Origin of the sequence: Jeotgalibaca sp. PTS2502 (genome assembly GCF_001975685.1) — a bacterium.
Classification (GTDB): Bacteria; Bacillota; Bacilli; order Lactobacillales; family Aerococcaceae; genus Jeotgalibaca; species Jeotgalibaca arthritidis.
On record NZ_CP019433.1, the window covers coordinates 1079654 to 1097948 of the forward strand.

The window sequence follows — 18295 nt, forward strand, 5'->3', positions numbered from 1 at the left end:
ATCTTTGATTTTATAGTTGAATCGTTAAATCTTCTTTTGCTAACGTTACTTTAATATGGCCGGCTGCTAACTGAGCTTCGTCTAACAGACGTTGCCAATCGCCATCTGGTGGTAAGTGAGTCAAGACTAATGACTTAACATCGGCAGCTTTTGCAAGCTCGCCTACTTCCTTAGAAGTCATATGGACTGGATGATTTTCATTTCCTGCATAAAAATTTGTATCGGCTAACAAGAGGTCAGCATTTTGAGAAAATTCAATTAAATCGGCTAAATAACCAGAGTCAGCTGTAAAGACAAACTTTTTACCACTGTCTCTCTCAACGATTGACAAGGCATAGCAAACAACGGGATGAACAGTCCTTAGAAATTGGATATCAAATGGTCCCAACTGCAAGGTTTCGCCCGCTTGATAGTTGATAGCTTCTGATACATGAGGAAAATTTCGCAATTTTTCTAGTTCTGATTCCTGGTGTCCATAGATTGGTAAAATAGTTTTTTCTTTACCATCTTGCCTTTCTTTTAGCAAGAATGTATGTTGCAAAACGCCCAAATCCGCAATATGATCGGGATGATAATGAGTTAGAATCAACGCATCCAAATCTAAGGGATCTAAATGTCTTTCTAAAGCGATAACTGCTTGGCTACCCACATCAATCAACAGTCTAAAATCAGCTGACGTTAGTAAATAAGAGGTCGTACCAATTCCCTTTGACGGATAACCACCCATAAAGCCTAATATTGTTAATTCCATCTTCTAGCCCCCTCTAAAATCTTTTTATGTATTATAACATGATAGGACAAGAAGATAGGAAAGAAACAAGATGTAACAGTAACCACCAAAAGATAATACAGATTTAAAAAATATAAGTAGCTTTCTATTTTATTATACATAAAAAAAACTTTTTAACCTATCTCTTTTTAAAAAACAGGTTAAAAAGCTGTTCCATTTTTATCTTTCATGTAGGCGATTGCTTGCGCTGCTAACCGCTTGCCTTCACCAATGGCATTTCTTAAGCCATATCCTCTCAGACCATTTCCACCAATAAATAATCCTTTATCAGCAAACAGTTGATTGTAAGTTTCTCTGTTCTTTGTTAATCTTTGTCGATCATCTACGGACATATGAGGAATCACATCTGGCCAGCGATAAACGCGTGCATAATGATAGCTTGCTTTTAAATTTATTATTTCTTGTAATTCCTTCTCAATGAATTCCAATATTACCTCGTCTGGTAACTCGATAATGGTATCCTCCTGACGGCGACCTATATCAACAACGATATTGTCATACTTAGCATTCTCAAAAGATGGCCATTTACGGTTGAGAAAAGTAGCTTTGGCAATTTGAAACTCACTTCGTTTAGGAATAACAAAACCATGTCCTACCGGATATGTCCCAATAGCCCCTTTTGGAAACTGAAAAAATACAGTTCCCATACTGGAACTAATTGGTTTAGGTATAAGCAACTGATCATCAATTTGCTCTGAAAACAAATCATAGTTCTCTGAAAGTGGTAAGGTGGAAATGACACAGCCCACTCGTAACTCTTCTTGTTTATTTAGAGTGAGTAAATGATTACCTTTATCAATTTGTGTAATTTTTTCTAATTTTTTATCTGTTTGAATAAATCCCTCAACATCCCTTAACAAACGTTTTACTAAGGTCGACATGCCCTTTTTAAAGGTATATTCTTTCCCCGAACCGTCTGTATAGAAGTCAATTTTTTCAGGATCAAGCTTCATTTTAGAGTCTGTATACTCAAATAAGGTGATAAGATTAGTATCAAAGAATTCAGGTGGGCTGACTTCAATTGATCCATAAATATTTTCAGGATAATTGGGATAGGCAATCAGATCACTAACTTCTTTGCAGAAACGATAGTCTAAAAAACTCGCTGTTGAGATACATAGATTGGCTCCCCTTCCCATATTATTAAACGAACTATTAACAATAACAGTCAATTTATCCTTCAGCGAAAGTTCTTTGTCGTGCATAATATCCTTTAATTGCATAGGAATCCCATGGTAGGTTGGTTTTTCGGTATGAATAAATTCATGACCACTGAATCGATCCATTTTTTCTCCAATACTATATTGAAGTTCATCAGACAAACCTAATTCTTCTATAAAAGGCCGAACATCGCTGTGCCTCAGGTCAAAGCTACTTGCCCCCACGTCAACATAGCCATCTTCCGTTTCAACCGTTTTAATCGTGCCACCCGGACTTAGCCTCTCTTCTAAAACGATAAATTCAAAAGGCAGCTGTTCTTTTTGAATATACTTATTCACTTCATAAGCTGCAACTAAACCGCTAATACCGCTTCCGATAATTGCTATTCTATTTTTCGCTCGCTCCATTTACTCACCTTTTCCATAATCACTACCTATACAAGTTTTGCTTTACCTTATGATACTCTAATACAAACTTTTTTGTGTGACTAAACTGTTACAAATTAAACAAAAAGTTAAAGATAGTAAAAAAAACCTCTTTTAATAAACGTATCGTCTATTAAAAGAGGGCTTTTTATTTAATTTAAGTATAAAGTATGAACAAATTTTGTTTCGATAAACTCCTCAACGCCTTGTCTACCATTTTCTCGTCCTAATCCGGAAAATTTCACACCGCCAAATGGAGCTTCTGCAAACGATACCCCTGTGTTGTTAATAGCTACTAAGCCGTATTCAAGGGTGAGTGATAAGTTTTCTGCCTTTCTTAAACTATTTGTAAAGACATAAGAAGCTAAACCAAAGTCACTATCATTGGCCTTTTCAATGACCTCATCTTCCCTTTCAAATTCGATTAAAGGAATAACTGGTCCAAAAGTTTCTTCATAGAATATGTTCATATCTTGGGTCACACCATCAATAACAGTTGGTTGATAGAAAAAGCCATTTTGATAGTTACCCTCTGTAAGACGATTGCCACCTATTAATAGCTTAGCACCCTTTTCTAAAGCATCTTTCAATTGTTGATCAATCGTACCTCTTGCTTCATCGTTAATAAGGGGACCAACATCGCTCTCTTCTTCCCAGCCGTAACCGACTTTAATAGCTTTTATCTTTTCGGTTAGTTGCTCAGCAAAGGTTTCTTTAACTGATTTTTCAACAAAAATGCGATTAGGCGCTGTACAAGCTTGACCATTGTTTCTAAATTTCATTTTTACAAGAGCATCAACTGCTTCATCTAAGTCACTGTCAGCAAAAACGATATAAGGCGCATGACCACCAAGCTCTAATGATAATTTTTTAAGTGTTTGGCCACATTGTTCATAAAGTAGCTGACCGACTTTGGTGGAGCCCGTAAAGGTTAATTTTCGAACGTCTTTGCTTGTTGTTAACACGTCACCAATATCACTAGCTGATCCCATCACTAAGTTTGCAACTCCAGCTGGCAAGCCTGCTGCTTCGAATAATTCAAAAATAGCAATTGCTGATAGCGGTGTGCTGCTCGCAGGTTTTAATACGACGGTACAACCTGCTGCTAATGCAGGTGCTATTTTCCTTACAATCATACTGGATGGAAAATTCCATGGTGTGATGGCACCAACAACACCAACTGCTTGCTTTTTCACTTCGAATTTATGGTTATTGGGCGCAGGTATTGTTTCACCATAAATACGACGCGCCTCCTCCGCATTCCAATGGATACTTTCAATATTAGTTTGAATCTCACCTTTTGCTTCTTTTAGCGGTTTGCCTTGCTCTAAAGTCATAATAAGCGCCAAACGGTCAGCGTGTTCTTCTAATAGATCGCCCACTTTATGCAAAATACTAACGCGGTCTTTTAGTTCCATTTCTGACCAAGTCTTAAATGCTGCTTTAGCAGCTACCACTGCTCGTTCTGTGTCTTTTTTACTAGCTTGGGCTACTTCTGCGATTGTCTCACTTGTTGCAGGATTAATGACAGCAATCCGTTCTTTCTCGCCATTTTCCCACTTCCCGTTGATGTAGAGTTCCGTATGAACATCCGGTAAGTTCATTTTCTTTTCAGTCATCATACTACCTCCTAGTCTGATATCATTCATTCTTAGCCTAACATACTCTTTCTAGCGTTCAAACCATTTATACTTTTAAAAGATTAGGAAAAAAACAAAGAATATTGACTCGTGATGTGAGATAGACGTTCATTTTTATGGCTGTATCTTGCATGTCCTCACCTAAATGTGAGATACAGCGCAAATTTTCAGCTATAAGTCACATTTGGGTTGCTAGATGTAAGATACTGCCGTCATTCCTACTTTGTATCGACAAAAAAAGAGTTTTAATATGTACTTATCACAAAAGTTCGAATTACAGCTTATAAAAATGGTAAACTAAACAGGAGGAAGGTGAAAAAATGAACCTACAAGAGGCTCGTTCTATTATTCAAGATATCGCAATGAATAAGGAGATTTCAACGGTCGAAAAGCACACTCGTACGGCCGGCGTGATTACCTCATACGTAAAAGAAAAAATTAATGTCACACTAATTGTTGTGGGTGGTCTATCTGTTGAGATGTATACACAGGGTAAGTATATGACTAATGATATTGATTTTGTAGGCCCTGACCATCAAGCTATCATGGACTGTTTAGCCGACTTAGGTTACATCAGCATGGAAGAAGCTGGTATCAATATGCTAGGTGGCAACGTGATGAGATTCCATCCAAAACTAGAATCTTTGGTTGAAATTCCTGATAGTAAGTTAAAAAATGCAGATGAAGACCGGATTATATGCATCCAGACAAGCGATGGCCTTTCTATCAATGTCATTGGTTTGGAAGACATTATTGCTGATCGAATTCGAGCAACTATCCATTACAAAATAGGGATTCACAAGCAACATATTGCTGATATGCTCATGAATAATTCGGTTGATATTCCTTACCTGCAGTCAACACTTTACGGCGAAGAGGTGGACTTACTTGATGCTTATCTGGAAGAAATAGTTAACCCATTTTCTCCAAAAAGTCAGTTAGCACAGCTGCGTCGTAAACTTAGTCTTTCTGATTCCACATTACGTCGGATTTATTCTGATTTTGATGACTTAATTCTCTTCATGATTAAACCTGATACATATATCGGAATGACAACCAATCCGTATTTAATGGTCTACGTCTATAACGAAGATGAAGATGCTATGGAACCTCTTTATGATATCTCAGAAAAGTCTGAAATGACGATGGACGAGATGATTGCATGGTTTTTAGAACCTATCAATACTAACGAGATTGACTTCACATCTTTTACAAAAATGTTAAAAAGTGTGTTAAACGCTGCAGAATAATGTATAATAGATGTGTAACAGATATATAATAAATATCAAATACTGTTACAAAATCAAAAAGGAGGGACACGCATGAAGGTATTAGGACCTGCTGGATTATCACCGCACATGAAACAAGTGCTTTACGTAGAGAAAAAAATCGACGAGAAGTATGGATCGGTGTTTACAAAGCCACGCTCACGTAAACCTGTCAAACGTGAAGCCTTACTTATGATTGAGCGCCGCACAGGAAAGAAAGTCGGCGCTATCTAATCCAAAATCAAACCAGCCCCAAAGGTGTACTCCTTTGGGGCTTTTTTCTATCCTCATATAGATTTACCTACTTATGTGATTATCAAAAATCTTACAGCCGTCATTTCTACTTTGTATCGACAAAAAGACAAAAAAAAGAGAGAGTAGGCATTCGCCTGCTCTCTCAAATTGGTTTAAATTATTTAGCTAGTGCTGCTTTAGCTTGTTCTGCAATTGCAGTGAAAGCTGCTGCATCGTTAACTGCTAAGTCAGCCAACATTTTACGGTTCATTTCATTTCCAGAAACTTTCATACCGTGGATTAGTTTGCTGTAGCTTAGGCCGTTCATACGAGCTGCTGCGTTAATACGAGCAATCCATAGTTTACGGAAGTTACGTTTTTTCTGACGACGGTCTCTATATGCGTACATATGAGATTTCATCACTTGTTGTTTAGCTGTTTTAAATAATGTATGTTTTGAACCATAATAACCTTTAGCCAATTTCAATACTTTTTTACGACGTTGGCGTGTTACTGTTCCACCTTTTACACGTGGCATGGTAATTCCTCCTTATGAGAACTTTCGTCTCTTCTGTATTCGTTAGTGTATACTTATTTCATTTGTGATAACTGTTGGCTGATACGTTTCATATCAGATGCAGATACCATAGATGGGCGACGTAATTGACGTCTTTGTTTCTTAGTTTTTCCGTGGAAACGGTGGCTAGTAAAAGCACTGTAGCGTTTCAATCCACCATTACCAGTTCTCTTAAAGCGTTTCGCTGAGGCACGGTGTGTTTTTTGTTTTGGCATTAGTCTTTCCTCCTAAATAAGTTACTTCTCTGTTTTTGGAGCCAGCATCAAGAACATGCTTCTGCCGTCCATACGTGGATGGGATTCGATTGTAGAAACATCTGAAAGTTCAGATGATAGACGATCTAGGACTTTTTGTCCGATTTCTTTATGAGTAATCGCACGTCCTCTAAAGCGAATAGATGCTTTTACTTTATCGCCTTTTTCCAAGAACTTACGCGCATTACGCATCTTCGTTTGGAAATCATTCTCATCGATGGAAGGACTTAGTCGCACTTCTTTGATGTTGACCACTTTTTGGTTTTTACGAGCTTCACGTTCACGTTTTTGTTGTTCGAAACGGAATTTTCCGTAATCCATAATACGGGCTACTGGCGGGTTTGCATTTGGCGAAACTAATACAAGATCTTGATTCGTTGCTTCAGCTAGTTTTAAAGCTTCTGCTTTCGTTACAACTCCGACTTGTTCACCATTACTACCGATAACTCGCAGTTCACGAGCACGGATGCCGTCATTTACCATCATATCTTTAGCTATGGTCATACACCTCCATAATTTTTGAGAGAAAAGGGCAGAAAAAAATTGACGGGCACATAAAGTACCCGCCAACTCAGTTACAGTATTCCATACTGTAACAAACTTGTACATATCAAGCCCAAGGACACAATTATCAACTTAGGCGAGAAGCGGGTGCTTCTGCTTACATTTCTCAACTTGTATATTATATAATGGACTTCCGAAGATGTCAAATGTTTTTACAATTTTTTCATCCTTAGACGATTTTACTACTCTTACAGTCTTTCTGCAAGAGTTATTTATTATGATTTAATCTTGTTCCCCTAAAACACTTAAGGCAATATCACCTACTGCTTTTGCAGCAACTAAGAGAGCTTTTTCATTTAAATCAAATTTTGGATGGTGGTTCATGTAGTAGTCTTCTGTGTCTGGTTTACAACCCACATTAACAAATGATCCCGGTATTTTTAATAAGTATTGACCAAAGTCCTCTGCTCCATTTGAAGCAGGTCCCGCTACAACCTTATCCATGTAGTCGCCTACACCATATTTTTCTAAAGCTGCAACAACTTTTTCTGTTTGCTCAGGATGGTTGTAAACAGGTGGATAGTCCCACAAATATTCAAATTCTGTTTCAACGCCGAAACTTTCTTCCAAACCACGAAGTAACTGTCTAATTTCTTTCTCGATTTGCTTACCAACTTCAACGTCCATATAGCGCGCATCGCCACGAAGAATCAGACTATCTTTGATGACGTTACTTGCGCCTACTCCTTCAAACGAACCAATTGTGACAACGGCCATATCGTAAGGATTCACACGGCGAGAAACAACCGTTTGTAAATTCATCACTAATGATGACGCAGCAACAATGGCATCATTACTTAAGTGCGGCATTGAACCATGACCGCCCTTACCTTTAATCTTAATTGATAAATCGCTACAGCCAGCAAATGCCCAGCCGCTTGTATAATTGATTTCACCAACGTCAAAATTGGGGAAGAAATGGATACCATAAATTTCATCTAAGTCATCTAAGACACCTGACTCAGCGATACTCTTACCGCCGGATGGTGGAACTTCTTCAGCATGTTGGTGGACAATCTTAATCGTTCCTGACCATTCATCCTTTAATTCAATCAAGCTATCTGCCAAAATCATTAAATAAGCCGTATGCCCATCATGGCCACAAGCATGCATCGCACCCGGATTTTTAGATGAAAAAGCCAAACCTGTTTCTTCTTCTATTGGAAGAGCATCAAAATCGGCACGTAAACCAATTTTTTTGCCTGGAGACTTTCCTTCAATCGTTACAACGATTCCAACACCATTTCCCACATTACGTTGAATATGGACATCTTTACCTTCATAAAAAGCAGCAATCGTATCTGCTGTTTGAAATTCGTGGTGAGAAATCTCCGCATTCTCATGGAAATGACGACGCAATGCAATTATTTCTTCTTCTCGCTCAGTCAAGCGTGTCATTAATTTATCTCGTAACACCTTATTCACCTCTCTATTAAGAAAAACCCCTTAAAAAAGTGAGGGGTTTTTCTTATTAGCGTCTATTTTATTTGAAATTTCTAATTTCGTCCACAACAGATTCTAAATATTTAGCTTTTGACAGAGTATTCATGTCTTTTGAACCATAACGACGAACAGTCACTGTATTTTCTTCCACTTCTTTATCACCAATGACGATTTGATATGGAATTTTTTGCGTTTGTGATGCACGAATCTTATAGCCCATTTTTTCGTTGCGATCATCAACGTCTACTCGCATACCTAGACGCGCCATTTCAGCCTTCAATTCATAAGCTTTATCAGCATGAAGATCTAAATTAACCGGAATGATTGTTGCTTGAACAGGAGCCAACCAAGTTGGGAAAGCCCCCTTATACTCTTCAATCAAGTAAGCTACAAAACGTTCCATTGTTGAAATAACACCACGGTGGATAACAACTGGACGGTGGTTATTTTCACCATCTTCACCGACATAGGTTAAATCGAAGCGTTCTGGTAATAGGAAGTCTAATTGAATTGTCGACATTGTTTCTTCAAGGCCGATAGCAGTCTTGAATTGAACATCTAATTTAGGACCGTAGAAGGCTGCTTCGCCTACTGCTTCAAAATACTCTAGTCCCATTTCATCCATTGCTTCTTTTAACATGCTCTCTGCTTTGTTCCACATATCATCATCGTCAAAGTATTTCTCTTTGTCTTCAGGATCACGGTAGCTCAAGCGGAAGCGATAGTCTGTAATACTGAAGTCTTTGTAAACTTCTAATGTTAATTCAAGTGTACGTTTAAATTCTTCCTTGATTTGATCCGGACGAACAAAAGCGTGAGCATCATTTAATGTCATTTCTCTCACACGTTGTAAACCAGACAATGCGCCTGATTTTTCATAGCGGTGCATCATACCTAGTTCAGCAATTCGAATGGGCAATTCGCGGTAGCTGTGAACATCATTTTTATAAACCATCATATGATGTGGGCAGTTCATTGGGCGTAGCACTAACATTTCACCGTCACCCATATCCATTGGTGGGAACATATCTTCATGGTAGTGATCCCAGTGGCCAGATGTTTTATATAAATCAACATTCGCCATAATTGGTGTGTAAACGTGTTGGTACCCTAAGCTCACTTCTTTGTCGACAATATAACGTTCTAATGTACGACGAATGGTTGCCCCTTTTGGTAACCAGAATGGCAATCCTGAGCCAACTTCTGGCGAAACCATAAACAAGTCGAGTTCTTTACCTAATTTACGGTGGTCACGTGCTTTAGCTTCTTCACGCATTTTCAAGAACTCAGCTAACGCTTTTTTATCAAAGAATGCTGTTCCGTATACACGTTGCATCATTTTGTTGTCTGAGTTTCCACGCCAATATGCACCAGCTAATGATAGTAATTTAAAAATTTGGATTTTCCCTGTCGACGGAACATGAACACCACGACACAGGTCAGTAAAGTCTTCTTGAGTATAGACAGTAATGACTTCGTCTTCAGGTAAAGCTGTAATTAATTCAACTTTATATGGGTCTGCTTTAAACAGTTCAAGCGCTTCTTGACGACTCACTTCTCTGCGAACGATTGGGTAATTTTCGCGGATAATTTTCTTCATTTCTTCTTCAACTAATGGTAATTGCTCTTCAGTTAATTGTTCAGCCATATCAGTATCATAATAGAAACCTGACTCAATCGCTGGCCCTACTCCAAAATGAATACCTGGGAACAAACGTGTTAAGGCATGAGCCATCAAGTGAGCTGTCGAGTGGCGCAAAATAAAGAGCGCATCTTCATGATCAGCTGTTACAATTTCAAGTGTCCCATCTTCTTCAATTGCACGTGTGTAATCAATCAATTCACCATTTAATTTACCAGCCAAAGCTTTTTTAGCTAAGCTATTACTTATACTTTTTGCGACTTCTTCAACAGTCACACCTTGTTCAAATGACTTTATATTGCCATCTGGAAAAGTAATTTTAATTTCTGCCATCATAATTCCTCCATTTTTTATTGAATGAGTGTTTAATTTGGGACCAAAAAACAAAAAAGCCCCATTTCTAAGTGCATTGACACCTAGAAATGGGACGCTTCAATTTTAACGTGGTTCCACCCAAATTCAGTTACCGCCAATTAGGCTGATAACTCTTTAGACGCTATAACGGGCGTGCCCGGCCTTTCCTACTCAATTCAGAAAGTCTTCTCGAAAGTGGTCCAATCCAAAGCTTATTGAGATGTTTCACCAAGCCATCTCTCTCTACAAATAACACTTTAGTTGTGTGTCTTTCTCAACGATTTTTATTATAATCTGACCATATTAAACCACTATCTTTTTTAAAAAGCAAGTTTATTTTTATATTAAGATTCCAAGCGGCGATTTTTACCCGTCATAGTGACTTGCTTAGACAAGTATTTCACCCGTTCCATCAAGCGTTTTGCCTTAATCGGCTCATCTTCACCGCGGTTACCAATTCGTAAATGGTGTTCCAACTCTTCAAAGGTTAAATTCGAAGAAAAGAAAGTCGGCAATTTTTCTTGCATACGGTGCTGCAGAATAACACCTAACACTTCATCGCGAATCCAAGTTGAATTAACTTCAGCTCCAATATCATCCAGCATCAATATTTCACTGTTCTTAATAATTGTTAATTTCTCTTGAACAGTTTGATCAGCGATTGAGGCCTTCATCTCTTGAGTAAAGGTTGGGTAATGCATTAAGGTCGTTAAATGCCCGTGCAAAGATAATTCGTAGGCAATTGCACCAAGTAGGTAGGTCTTCCCAACACCAAAAGGTCCGTGTAAGTATAGCGCTTGGTGGTGGTCTCTAGGATTTTCATGATAGGCTTCAACGAAATTAAAAGCTAATTCCAAAACTTCCATTCGGTCAGAAGTCTGTAAGAACTTCTCCATTGTTGCAGAACGCGCATCCTTAGAGATATTAATCGAGTTAATACGATTACGCAATTCTTTCTCACGTTCCTTACGTATCGTATCTGGACTTGGTTTATAAACCACATCGATATAGCCCGCATTAATCGCTAATTCAGGAATATAACCAGGATTTTGGCCCTCTTCCCCTCTTGCTAACTTTCTTTTTTCTTGAACAAATTCATGCAATTTTGAGTAACTATTGGTTACCACTGCTTGCGATAATTGGTCTTCATGTTTAGACAAAAAGAGTTGAACATCGGAGTCGGCAAGAATGGATTGAACCATTTGTTCAAATTTTTCACTGTTACCGGGACGGTTCAAATAATTTCGAAATCCTTTTCCCACATGATCCATCATGAATCCCCTGCCTTTCCACTATTTCTAAATTTCTTCAATCGTTCATTAAATTTCTTCTGAACATCTTCTGGTAATAATTCTTCCGTAACAGGACCTTGATTGTCTTTGGCCCAATCAGGTAATTTCTCAACCTTTCGGACCACATTTTTACCGTAGTAACGGGCTGAGCGATTTTCTTCTCGTTTTTCTGCAGCAGCTTTTTTCTGACCTACAAACTGTTTGGTCTTTTCAATGGCTTGCTCAGGTCGAGTCACATTAGACTGTGTCCAGTCATTGGCAATCGCCTCAACGATATTTTTCACCAAGGTCGGGTGCTTTTGAATGACTAAGGAATAATAAATAAGCATATTCAAAACAGCTGGCTCTAATTTGTGATCTGCCAGTAAGACAGACACTAATTTTTTCTCAGCAGACGTAACCGTTCCATTTTTTTGCTTCTTTATCCCGCTAATAAAAGCCATCGGTGTCATTCGTTCGCTTTGAAGAACTAACGCAATTTCCGCCGGTGTATAACCTGCTTGTGTTAATTCTTTTTGGCGATCATCAGCTTTTTGGCTCTGTTTCTCAATTGTAGACATCACCTTGTCTTGCAGTGGCATAGCAGGATAAACGAGCTGGTCTCTTTCATCTAAGACACTTTTTTCAAGTTCTCTTAAGTTAATGTGACCTGTTTCCAGGTTAGCTGCACGAAGTAAATAGTTAGCCATTGCCATTTCATCCAGACCATACATGTGGTGATAAACGACTATGGCAGATTGAACCTCGTCTGTTAAAGCGTCCTGGTTAAAAAATTCCTTTTGTAAGAATTGCTTTAACAATTGAAAATCAAATGTCGCTGTACTTAGTTTAGGTGATTGGCCATTTTTAGCTTGTAGATAAGCCTGCCCTTGTGGCAATGCTTGAGCTTTATTGCTATAAGCTTGACTCGATAAATCATAAACCTCTAAAAATGATTTGGTAATCTTTTGAAAATGTGCTTGATCAACGAGTGGATAAGTAAACTTTTCTTGTAGTAACCGTAGTTTGTTCTCTCCCACATATTCCATTAACAATAGACGCATTAAATCATCTTCAAAAAATTGCTTACTCGTCAGAGGTGGGCATGGTTCATAAAGATAATGCTTATCGCCCTCTTTTTTAAGATAGGTATTTAATAATCCAATGGCTTCCAAACGAACCCGAGCCTGATAAAGCTCTGGAATACCTAGCCCTAATGTGCTCAACAAATCAGCATGAAGACGGTCTTCACTCTTATAAAGGCCACCCGTAACTTCAGCTAGCAATAGCATATATAAACTATAGGCATGAGGCCCAATAATGGGTTGATACAGGAGAGTGACAACCTGTTTATCACAATCAGAAATAACGGCAGTTTGGCGAACCGTCAATGAATCTTTTGGACTTAATTCTTTCCACGGATAAGTCATGGTTAAGAATCCTCTCCATCTTGCCCTGATGCTGGGGCATCCGCTTCACGGGGGTCTTTCTTTTCCAATTTTTTCAGCTCATCTAAAAAGGTTTGACGGTCTGAAAATTGGCGGTAAACACTGGCGAATCGAATGTAAGCAACATCGTCAATTTTTACCAATTCATCCATCACATACTTGCCAATCTCTAGAGATGAAATTTCATTCTCACCTTGTGAGCGGATTTCTTTTTCAACGGTATTGACTAAGTCTTCTAATTGTTCCAGTGCAATTGGGCGTTTCTCACATGACCTTACGAGACCACGTAACAATTTTTCACGGCTAAATTCTTCACGCGTGCCGTTCTTTTTAATAACCAATAATGGTGATTGTTCAATTCGCTCAAATGTTGTAAATCGTTGGTGGCAACTCTCACATTCGCGTCTGCGACGAATCGAGTTATTATCATCGATGGGGCGGCTGTCCACAACCCGACTTCCACTATAATGACATTTTGGACATTGCATCTTCTTAACCCCTTTCTAGTCTTCTTTATTACGGCAATTATACCATATTTATCAAGCGCTCGGGCTAGTTTTCAACAGATCTTTTAGCTAGCCATTGATCAACTTGTAAGTAGGTTTCTGCCAAATTGCCACTATTATCAATGACAATATCTGCTTTTTCTTTTTTTATTTCTATCGATAGTTGGCTGTTCATGCGGTCAATGGCTTGAGCTTTGGTTAAGTCATCACGTTGCATCAAACGCTGACACTGTAACTCCTTTGGCGTATAAACAACCATAATAGCATCACAAAGAGGGGCGTAGCCTGCTTCAAATAAGAGCGGAATATCTAATACTAATAAATCAACGCCATTTTGACGATGAAAATCAATTTGATCACGCATCCATTGGCGGATATACCCGTCCAATAAGCCATCGAGGGCTGCTCTTTTTTCAGAATCTGAAAAAATAAGGCTGCCTAATTTCTTTCGATTTAAACTGCCATCCTCCAACAACACGTCTGGACCAAAATAGTCAGCAATGGCCTGTAAGCCAGGACTACCAATTTCAACCACTTGACGAGCTCCTAAATCGGCATCGACAATAGCAATTCCCTTAGAGGCTAAATAGCGCGATACGGTTGATTTTCCAGTTGCGATACAACCCGTTAAACCAAGTACAAACATTTATTTGTCCCCCTCTTGTTCACTAGCGTAATACTGGCAGTTGGGACAAAAATGAGTGCCTCTTTGGCCGACTTTTATTTTTTCAATTGGCGTGCCGCAACGTGGACAAGCTTGATTCTTTTTCCCATAAACATTTAAATAAATTTGGAAATGCCCTTCTTCACCAAAGCTGTTTTTATAGGTTCGGATAGTCGAACCGCCTGCTGAAACAGCACGGCCAATAACCGCTATAATAGCTTGATGAAGTTGCCGACTTTCTGTTTCATTCAGCTCATTGGCTGGTTTTTGAGGATGAACACCTGCTTCAAATAACGATTCATCCGCATAAATATTGCCGACACCTGCCACCACGTGCTGGTCTAAAATAACCGTTTTAATGGCACGACTAGTACGAGATAAGCGCTGTTTAAAATCTGAAAAACGGAAACTTTCTGCTGTTGGTTCTGGACCTAATTTTTTAAAGGGTTCGTAATCATCTTGCTTATCAATGGGTACAAGTGAAAAACGACCAAATTTCCTCACATCAAGGTAACGCAAATCCCTGCCGTCACTTAGATGAAAAACCACATGGGTATGCTTTTTATAGTCTTCCTTACTGTCAACGACTTCGTATTTGCCTTCCATTCTCAAATGGGACACCATAACCCAATTATCCAATAGGAAAATCAAATATTTGCCTCGTCTCTCAACCGTATGAATGGTTTCACCAGCTAATACGTCTTTAAATTTTTCAGATGAAAATGGTGGTGTAATCATGCGACTCCAAAAGACATCCACATGACTAATCGTCGAATGGGCAATCGTTTGATTTAATCCTCTGCGAACAACTTCTACTTCTGGAAGTTCTGGCATACTTATCTTCTCCTTATAAGAACAGAAAAGAAAACAGGCACGCCTATTTTCCTTTCTGAATGATTATTTATTTTGCTTCGTACCAGCTATCACCGTAATTACTATCGACAATTAGCGGCACACTTAATTCAACCGCATGCTCCATCACTTGCGGGACAAGCTCTTCTAAAATAGCCACTTCTTCTTCAGGGCATTCAAAGATTAACTCATCGTGTACTTGTAGGAGCATTTTTGCTTGTAAGCCACGTTTTTCAATCTCATCTTCCATACGAATCATTGCCACTTTAATAATATCGGCTGCTGATCCTTGAATAGGCGAGTTAATTGCAGTTCGTTCTGCAAACGAGCGTAGATTGAAGTTACTACTCGAAATGTCGGGTAAGTAACGTCTACGATGGAAGAGTGTTTCCACAAATCCTTTTTCCTTAGCTTCTTCAACAATATCAGCCATAAATTGTTGGATGCCTGGGTATTTCTCAAAGTAACGGTCAATAAATTCTTTAGCCTGTTTACGTGTAATATTCAAGTTTTGTGACAGTCCATAATCACTAATCCCATAAACGATTCCAAAGTTTACAGCTTTTGCTTGGCGGCGAATATTGCTGTCGACATCCGCTTCATGTTCGATACCAAAGACACGCATAGCAGTTGAGGTATGGATATCTTGATTTTCAACGAAGGCTTCCTTCATATGAATATCACCTGAGATATGAGCCAATACGCGCAATTCGATTTGAGAATAGTCAGATGCAAAAATCTTCCACCCTTCTTTTTCAGCCACAAAGGCTTGGCGAATCTTACGCCCCTCTTCCATGCGAATCGGAATATTCTGCAAGTTAGGATCCGTTGAACTTAAACGTCCAGTTTGGGTTAATGTTTGCACATAACGTGTATGTACCTTACCTGTTTCAGCTTTAATAAACTTCAATAACCCTTCCACATAAGTCGATTGTAGTTTAGCTAACTGTCGATAATCTAAGATCATTTGAGCGATAGGCGCTGTCGCACTTAATTTTTCTAACACATCAACGGCTGTTGAAAAACCTGTCTTCGTTTTCTTAATTGGTGTCAGTCCCATTTTTTCAAATAAAATAACACTTAACTGTTTTGGTGAATTAACGTTAAAGGGTTCGCCAGCCTCTTCATAAATGGCCTCTTCCATTTCATCTAATCGTTTAGAGAATTCTACTTTCATTTTCTCCAATTTCTCTGGCTCTACCTTAATTCCTCTTAATTCCATTTTGGCTAAAACTTTAGCAAGTGGTAATTCCATATCAAAATAAAGGTCATGCTGATTATTTTTTTCCAGTTCGATTTGTAGCGGTTCTTCTAGTTTCAAGATCGCTTGAACTTTTCGAGCTAAATGCTCAAATAAAACTGATTCATCTTCAGGTACAGCTAACTTAGCACCCTTCCCATAAATGGTTTCATCAAAAGAAACATCGGTATAGTTATACTCTTGAGCCACAGCTGCAATATCACTGCCACTATCATTGGTATTAATGATATACGATGCTAATAAAACATCAAACGATACGCCTCTTAAGCTAATACCGCCATAGTGTAACATCGCTATCGTTCGTTTGGCATCATAAACGAGTTTCTCTTTACGATCATCTGCCGCCCATTTTTTAAAGGCTTCTGATTCTAGGACTCGTTCAATTGGCGCGACATATAAATGATTGGCATCTCCCCAAGCCACACCTATCATTTTGCCGTAGTGGTAATTGTCGTCTAGCATTTCAACATAAAGACCCATTTTATCGCTAAAATGTTTATCTGTAATGTCTTCCACACGTTCATAATGGATGTCTTTAAAGGCTTCAGACTGGTCTTCTTCTGAATGACCGAGATTGTCTAAGAAACTATTGAAGTTCATTTCACGGTAAAAGGCTACTAGTTTCTCATGATCTTTCTCACTAAGCGCTAGTTCTTCAAGGTCCATTTCAACTGGTGTAGCGATATCAATAGTTGCCAATTGCTTCGATAAGAAGGCGTTGTCCTTATCTTCAATAAGATTATCCTTCATTTTACTTTTTTTCATGTCATCGACATGCTCATAAAGGTTTTCAACAGAACCATACTCTTTGATTAATTTAAGGGCTGTTTTTTCGCCAACTTTTCTAACACCTGGATAATTATCCGATGTATCGCCCATCAAGCCTTTTAGATCAATGATTTGAAGGGGCTCAATTCCCATTTCCTCTCGAATAGAAGCTGGTGTATAAGCCTTTAATTCAGAAACTCCTTTAACCGTAATATCCACTCGCGTTTGGTCTGAAGCTAATTGAGTCAAATCTTTATCACCAGTTATAATAACAACATCAAAGCCTTGCTCTTCTGCTTGCCTTGCGTAAGTTCCGATAATATCATCAGCCTCGTAATTAACCAATTCATAGGTTTTACTTCCTAGTGCATCAATTAATACTTTAAAATAAGGCCATTGCTCAGCCAATTCTGACGGCATCGATTGACGGCCACCCTTGTATTCTTTGTAAGCTTCTGTACGGAAAGTTGTTTTCCCTGCATCAAATGCAACCAACATATGTGTTGGATTTTCTGTTTCTAACAATTTATCTAAAAAGCGATTAAAAGCAAATAAGGCATTGGTATGCAAGCCATTTTGATTTTTAAAACGATTTAAATCTAATAAACCGTAGAACGATCGAAAAGCCAAACTGCTTCCGTCTAATAATAATAATTTCTTTTTTTCTGCCATCTGTTTAAAACCAACTTTCTCATTTTTATTCAATGGTTTCCGGATGTGAAACAATCAGTTTTTCCGGTGTCTCAACAATTAATTCAGCTTCCAACAAGCGATCACCTGAAAGTGAATTTCCTTCTACCGCAATCGTCACTTGCTCTCTTCGTTCATCTACCCGTTTTACTTCAAACTCAAAGGTAATCGTTGTACTATGGTGGATGGGTTCTAATATATCGAGTGAGACATCAACCACATTTGAACCTGGTCCTGGAAGATGTTTGGAAACATTACTTGTTAAAATTCCAATAATCAAGACAGCTGGCACAATTGGTTTTTTATATTTTGTCAATTGCGTGTAATCATATTGAAGATAGAGCGGATTGTTGTCATTTGTCAATCCTAGATAGAGTAAAATATCTTTCAATTCAATGACTTCCGTTACACTCAGTGAATCCCCTTCTTCAATCTCATCAATCGTTTTACCGATTTTAATATCCTCCAACGCCATCGCTATCG

At 38.5% G+C, this 18295-nt stretch carries 17 protein-coding genes and 1 other annotated feature; of the genes, 2 read left to right on the forward strand and 15 right to left on the reverse strand.

Features of this window, described 5'->3' with window-relative positions:
• Window positions 1-10 precede the first annotated feature (10 nt).
• The 3 genes from BW721_RS05280 to BW721_RS05290 form a co-directional block, all read right to left on the reverse strand.
• Window positions 11-751 carry an MBL fold metallo-hydrolase gene (locus BW721_RS05280; protein ID WP_076766825.1) on the reverse strand — a complete coding sequence of 247 codons (741 nt, stop codon included), beginning with the start codon at window positions 749-751 and terminating at the stop codon, window positions 11-13.
• Between the two features lie 179 nt (window positions 752-930).
• The gene (hemG, locus tag BW721_RS05285) at window positions 931-2358 is read right to left on the reverse strand and encodes a protoporphyrinogen oxidase (protein WP_076766827.1); all 1428 of its coding nucleotides are present in this window, start codon (window positions 2356-2358) and stop codon (window positions 931-933) included.
• Window positions 2359-2528: 170 nt separating this feature from the next.
• Complete coding sequence (locus BW721_RS05290) at window positions 2529-3995, reverse strand: NAD-dependent succinate-semialdehyde dehydrogenase (RefSeq protein WP_076766830.1); 1467 nt, start codon at window positions 3993-3995, stop codon at window positions 2529-2531.
• Between the two features lie 341 nt (window positions 3996-4336).
• On the opposite strand from BW721_RS05290, the gene BW721_RS05295 reads away from it, so the two are divergent.
• Together BW721_RS05295 and BW721_RS05300 are read left to right on the forward strand one after the other, a co-directional pair.
• Window positions 4337-5266 carry a hypothetical protein gene (locus BW721_RS05295; protein ID WP_076766832.1) on the forward strand — a complete coding sequence of 310 codons (930 nt, stop codon included), beginning with the start codon at window positions 4337-4339 and terminating at the stop codon, window positions 5264-5266.
• Window positions 5267-5338: 72 nt separating this feature from the next.
• Window positions 5339-5518 (forward strand): hypothetical protein, encoded by a 180-nt coding sequence (locus tag BW721_RS05300; RefSeq protein WP_076766834.1) that lies wholly within the window; start codon window positions 5339-5341, stop codon window positions 5516-5518.
• Between the two features lie 178 nt (window positions 5519-5696).
• Here the strand turns inward: BW721_RS05300 and rplT are convergent, their stop codons facing one another.
• The 12 genes from rplT to BW721_RS05360 form a co-directional block, all read right to left on the reverse strand.
• Window positions 5697-6056, reverse strand: a complete 360-nt coding sequence (gene rplT / locus BW721_RS05305; protein WP_076766836.1) for a 50S ribosomal protein L20 — start codon at window positions 6054-6056, stop codon at window positions 5697-5699.
• Window positions 6057-6109: 53 nt separating this feature from the next.
• The gene (rpmI, locus tag BW721_RS05310) at window positions 6110-6310 is read right to left on the reverse strand and encodes a 50S ribosomal protein L35 (protein ID WP_076766838.1); all 201 of its coding nucleotides are present in this window, start codon (window positions 6308-6310) and stop codon (window positions 6110-6112) included.
• Window positions 6311-6331: 21 nt separating this feature from the next.
• Window positions 6332-6853 (reverse strand): translation initiation factor IF-3, encoded by a 522-nt coding sequence (gene infC / locus BW721_RS05315; protein ID WP_076766840.1) that lies wholly within the window; start codon window positions 6851-6853, stop codon window positions 6332-6334.
• Between the two features lie 282 nt (window positions 6854-7135).
• Complete coding sequence (locus BW721_RS05320) at window positions 7136-8329, reverse strand: amidohydrolase (protein ID WP_232222947.1); 1194 nt, start codon at window positions 8327-8329, stop codon at window positions 7136-7138.
• Between the two features lie 67 nt (window positions 8330-8396).
• The gene (gene thrS, locus BW721_RS05325) at window positions 8397-10331 is read right to left on the reverse strand and encodes a threonine--tRNA ligase (protein WP_076766842.1); all 1935 of its coding nucleotides are present in this window, start codon (window positions 10329-10331) and stop codon (window positions 8397-8399) included.
• Window positions 10332-10418: 87 nt separating this feature from the next.
• Window positions 10419-10639: a binding site (T-box leader), on the reverse strand.
• 57 nt (window positions 10640-10696) lie between these two features.
• Window positions 10697-11623 carry a primosomal protein DnaI gene (gene dnaI, locus BW721_RS05330; RefSeq protein ID WP_076766843.1) on the reverse strand — a complete coding sequence of 309 codons (927 nt, stop codon included), beginning with the start codon at window positions 11621-11623 and terminating at the stop codon, window positions 10697-10699.
• Complete coding sequence (locus BW721_RS05335) at window positions 11623-13053, reverse strand: replication initiation and membrane attachment family protein (protein WP_076766845.1); 1431 nt, start codon at window positions 13051-13053, stop codon at window positions 11623-11625. Before BW721_RS05335 ends, dnaI begins: the two co-directional genes overlap by 1 nt.
• A gap of 2 nt (window positions 13054-13055) precedes the next feature.
• On the reverse strand, window positions 13056-13559 hold the full coding sequence (gene nrdR / locus BW721_RS05340; protein WP_076766847.1) for a transcriptional regulator NrdR: 504 nt from the start codon (window positions 13557-13559) through the stop codon (window positions 13056-13058).
• A 64-nt stretch (window positions 13560-13623) separates the two neighbouring features.
• On the reverse strand, window positions 13624-14223 hold the full coding sequence (gene coaE, locus BW721_RS05345) for a dephospho-CoA kinase (RefSeq protein ID WP_076766849.1): 600 nt from the start codon (window positions 14221-14223) through the stop codon (window positions 13624-13626).
• Window positions 14224-15075, reverse strand: coding sequence for a DNA-formamidopyrimidine glycosylase (gene mutM, locus BW721_RS05350; RefSeq protein WP_076766851.1), 852 nt, complete (start codon window positions 15073-15075; stop codon window positions 14224-14226). It lies immediately after the preceding gene.
• A gap of 67 nt (window positions 15076-15142) precedes the next feature.
• Complete coding sequence (polA, locus tag BW721_RS05355; protein ID WP_076768651.1) at window positions 15143-17794, reverse strand: DNA polymerase I; 2652 nt, start codon at window positions 17792-17794, stop codon at window positions 15143-15145.
• A 25-nt stretch (window positions 17795-17819) separates the two neighbouring features.
• Window positions 17820-18287 carry a MaoC/PaaZ C-terminal domain-containing protein gene (locus BW721_RS05360; protein WP_076766853.1) on the reverse strand — a complete coding sequence of 156 codons (468 nt, stop codon included), beginning with the start codon at window positions 18285-18287 and terminating at the stop codon, window positions 17820-17822.
• Between the last annotated feature and the right edge of the window lie 8 nt (window positions 18288-18295).

Excerpts from the sequence above, each read along its gene's own strand:
- BW721_RS05280 (WP_076766825.1), bottom strand. The coding sequence starts at position 751 with ATGGAATTAACAATATTAGGCTTTATGGGTGGTTATCCGTCAAAGGGA.
- hemG (WP_076766827.1), bottom strand. The coding sequence starts at position 2,358 with ATGGAGCGAGCGAAAAATAGAATAGCAATTATCGGAAGCGGTATTAGC.
- BW721_RS05290 (WP_076766830.1), bottom strand. The coding sequence starts at position 3,995 with ATGACTGAAAAGAAAATGAACTTACCGGATGTTCATACGGAACTCTAC.
- BW721_RS05295 (WP_076766832.1), top strand. The coding sequence starts at position 4,337 with ATGAACCTACAAGAGGCTCGTTCTATTATTCAAGATATCGCAATGAAT.
- BW721_RS05300 (WP_076766834.1), top strand. The coding sequence starts at position 5,339 with ATGAAGGTATTAGGACCTGCTGGATTATCACCGCACATGAAACAAGTG.
- rplT (WP_076766836.1), bottom strand. The coding sequence starts at position 6,056 with ATGCCACGTGTAAAAGGTGGAACAGTAACACGCCAACGTCGTAAAAAA.
- rpmI (WP_076766838.1), bottom strand. The coding sequence starts at position 6,310 with ATGCCAAAACAAAAAACACACCGTGCCTCAGCGAAACGCTTTAAGAGA.
- infC (WP_076766840.1), bottom strand. The coding sequence starts at position 6,853 with ATGACCATAGCTAAAGATATGATGGTAAATGACGGCATCCGTGCTCGT.
- thrS (WP_076766842.1), bottom strand. The coding sequence starts at position 10,331 with ATGGCAGAAATTAAAATTACTTTTCCAGATGGCAATATAAAGTCATTT.
- dnaI (WP_076766843.1), bottom strand. The coding sequence starts at position 11,623 with ATGGATCATGTGGGAAAAGGATTTCGAAATTATTTGAACCGTCCCGGT.
- BW721_RS05335 (WP_076766845.1), bottom strand. The coding sequence starts at position 13,053 with ATGACTTATCCGTGGAAAGAATTAAGTCCAAAAGATTCATTGACGGTT.
- nrdR (WP_076766847.1), bottom strand. The coding sequence starts at position 13,559 with ATGCAATGTCCAAAATGTCATTATAGTGGAAGTCGGGTTGTGGACAGC.
- coaE (WP_076766849.1), bottom strand. The coding sequence starts at position 14,223 with ATGTTTGTACTTGGTTTAACGGGTTGTATCGCAACTGGAAAATCAACC.
- mutM (WP_076766851.1), bottom strand. The coding sequence starts at position 15,075 with ATGCCAGAACTTCCAGAAGTAGAAGTTGTTCGCAGAGGATTAAATCAA.
- polA (WP_076768651.1), bottom strand. The coding sequence starts at position 17,794 with ATGGCAGAAAAAAAGAAATTATTATTATTAGACGGAAGCAGTTTGGCT.
- BW721_RS05360 (WP_076766853.1), bottom strand. The coding sequence starts at position 18,287 with ATGGCGTTGGAGGATATTAAAATCGGTAAAACGATTGATGAGATTGAA.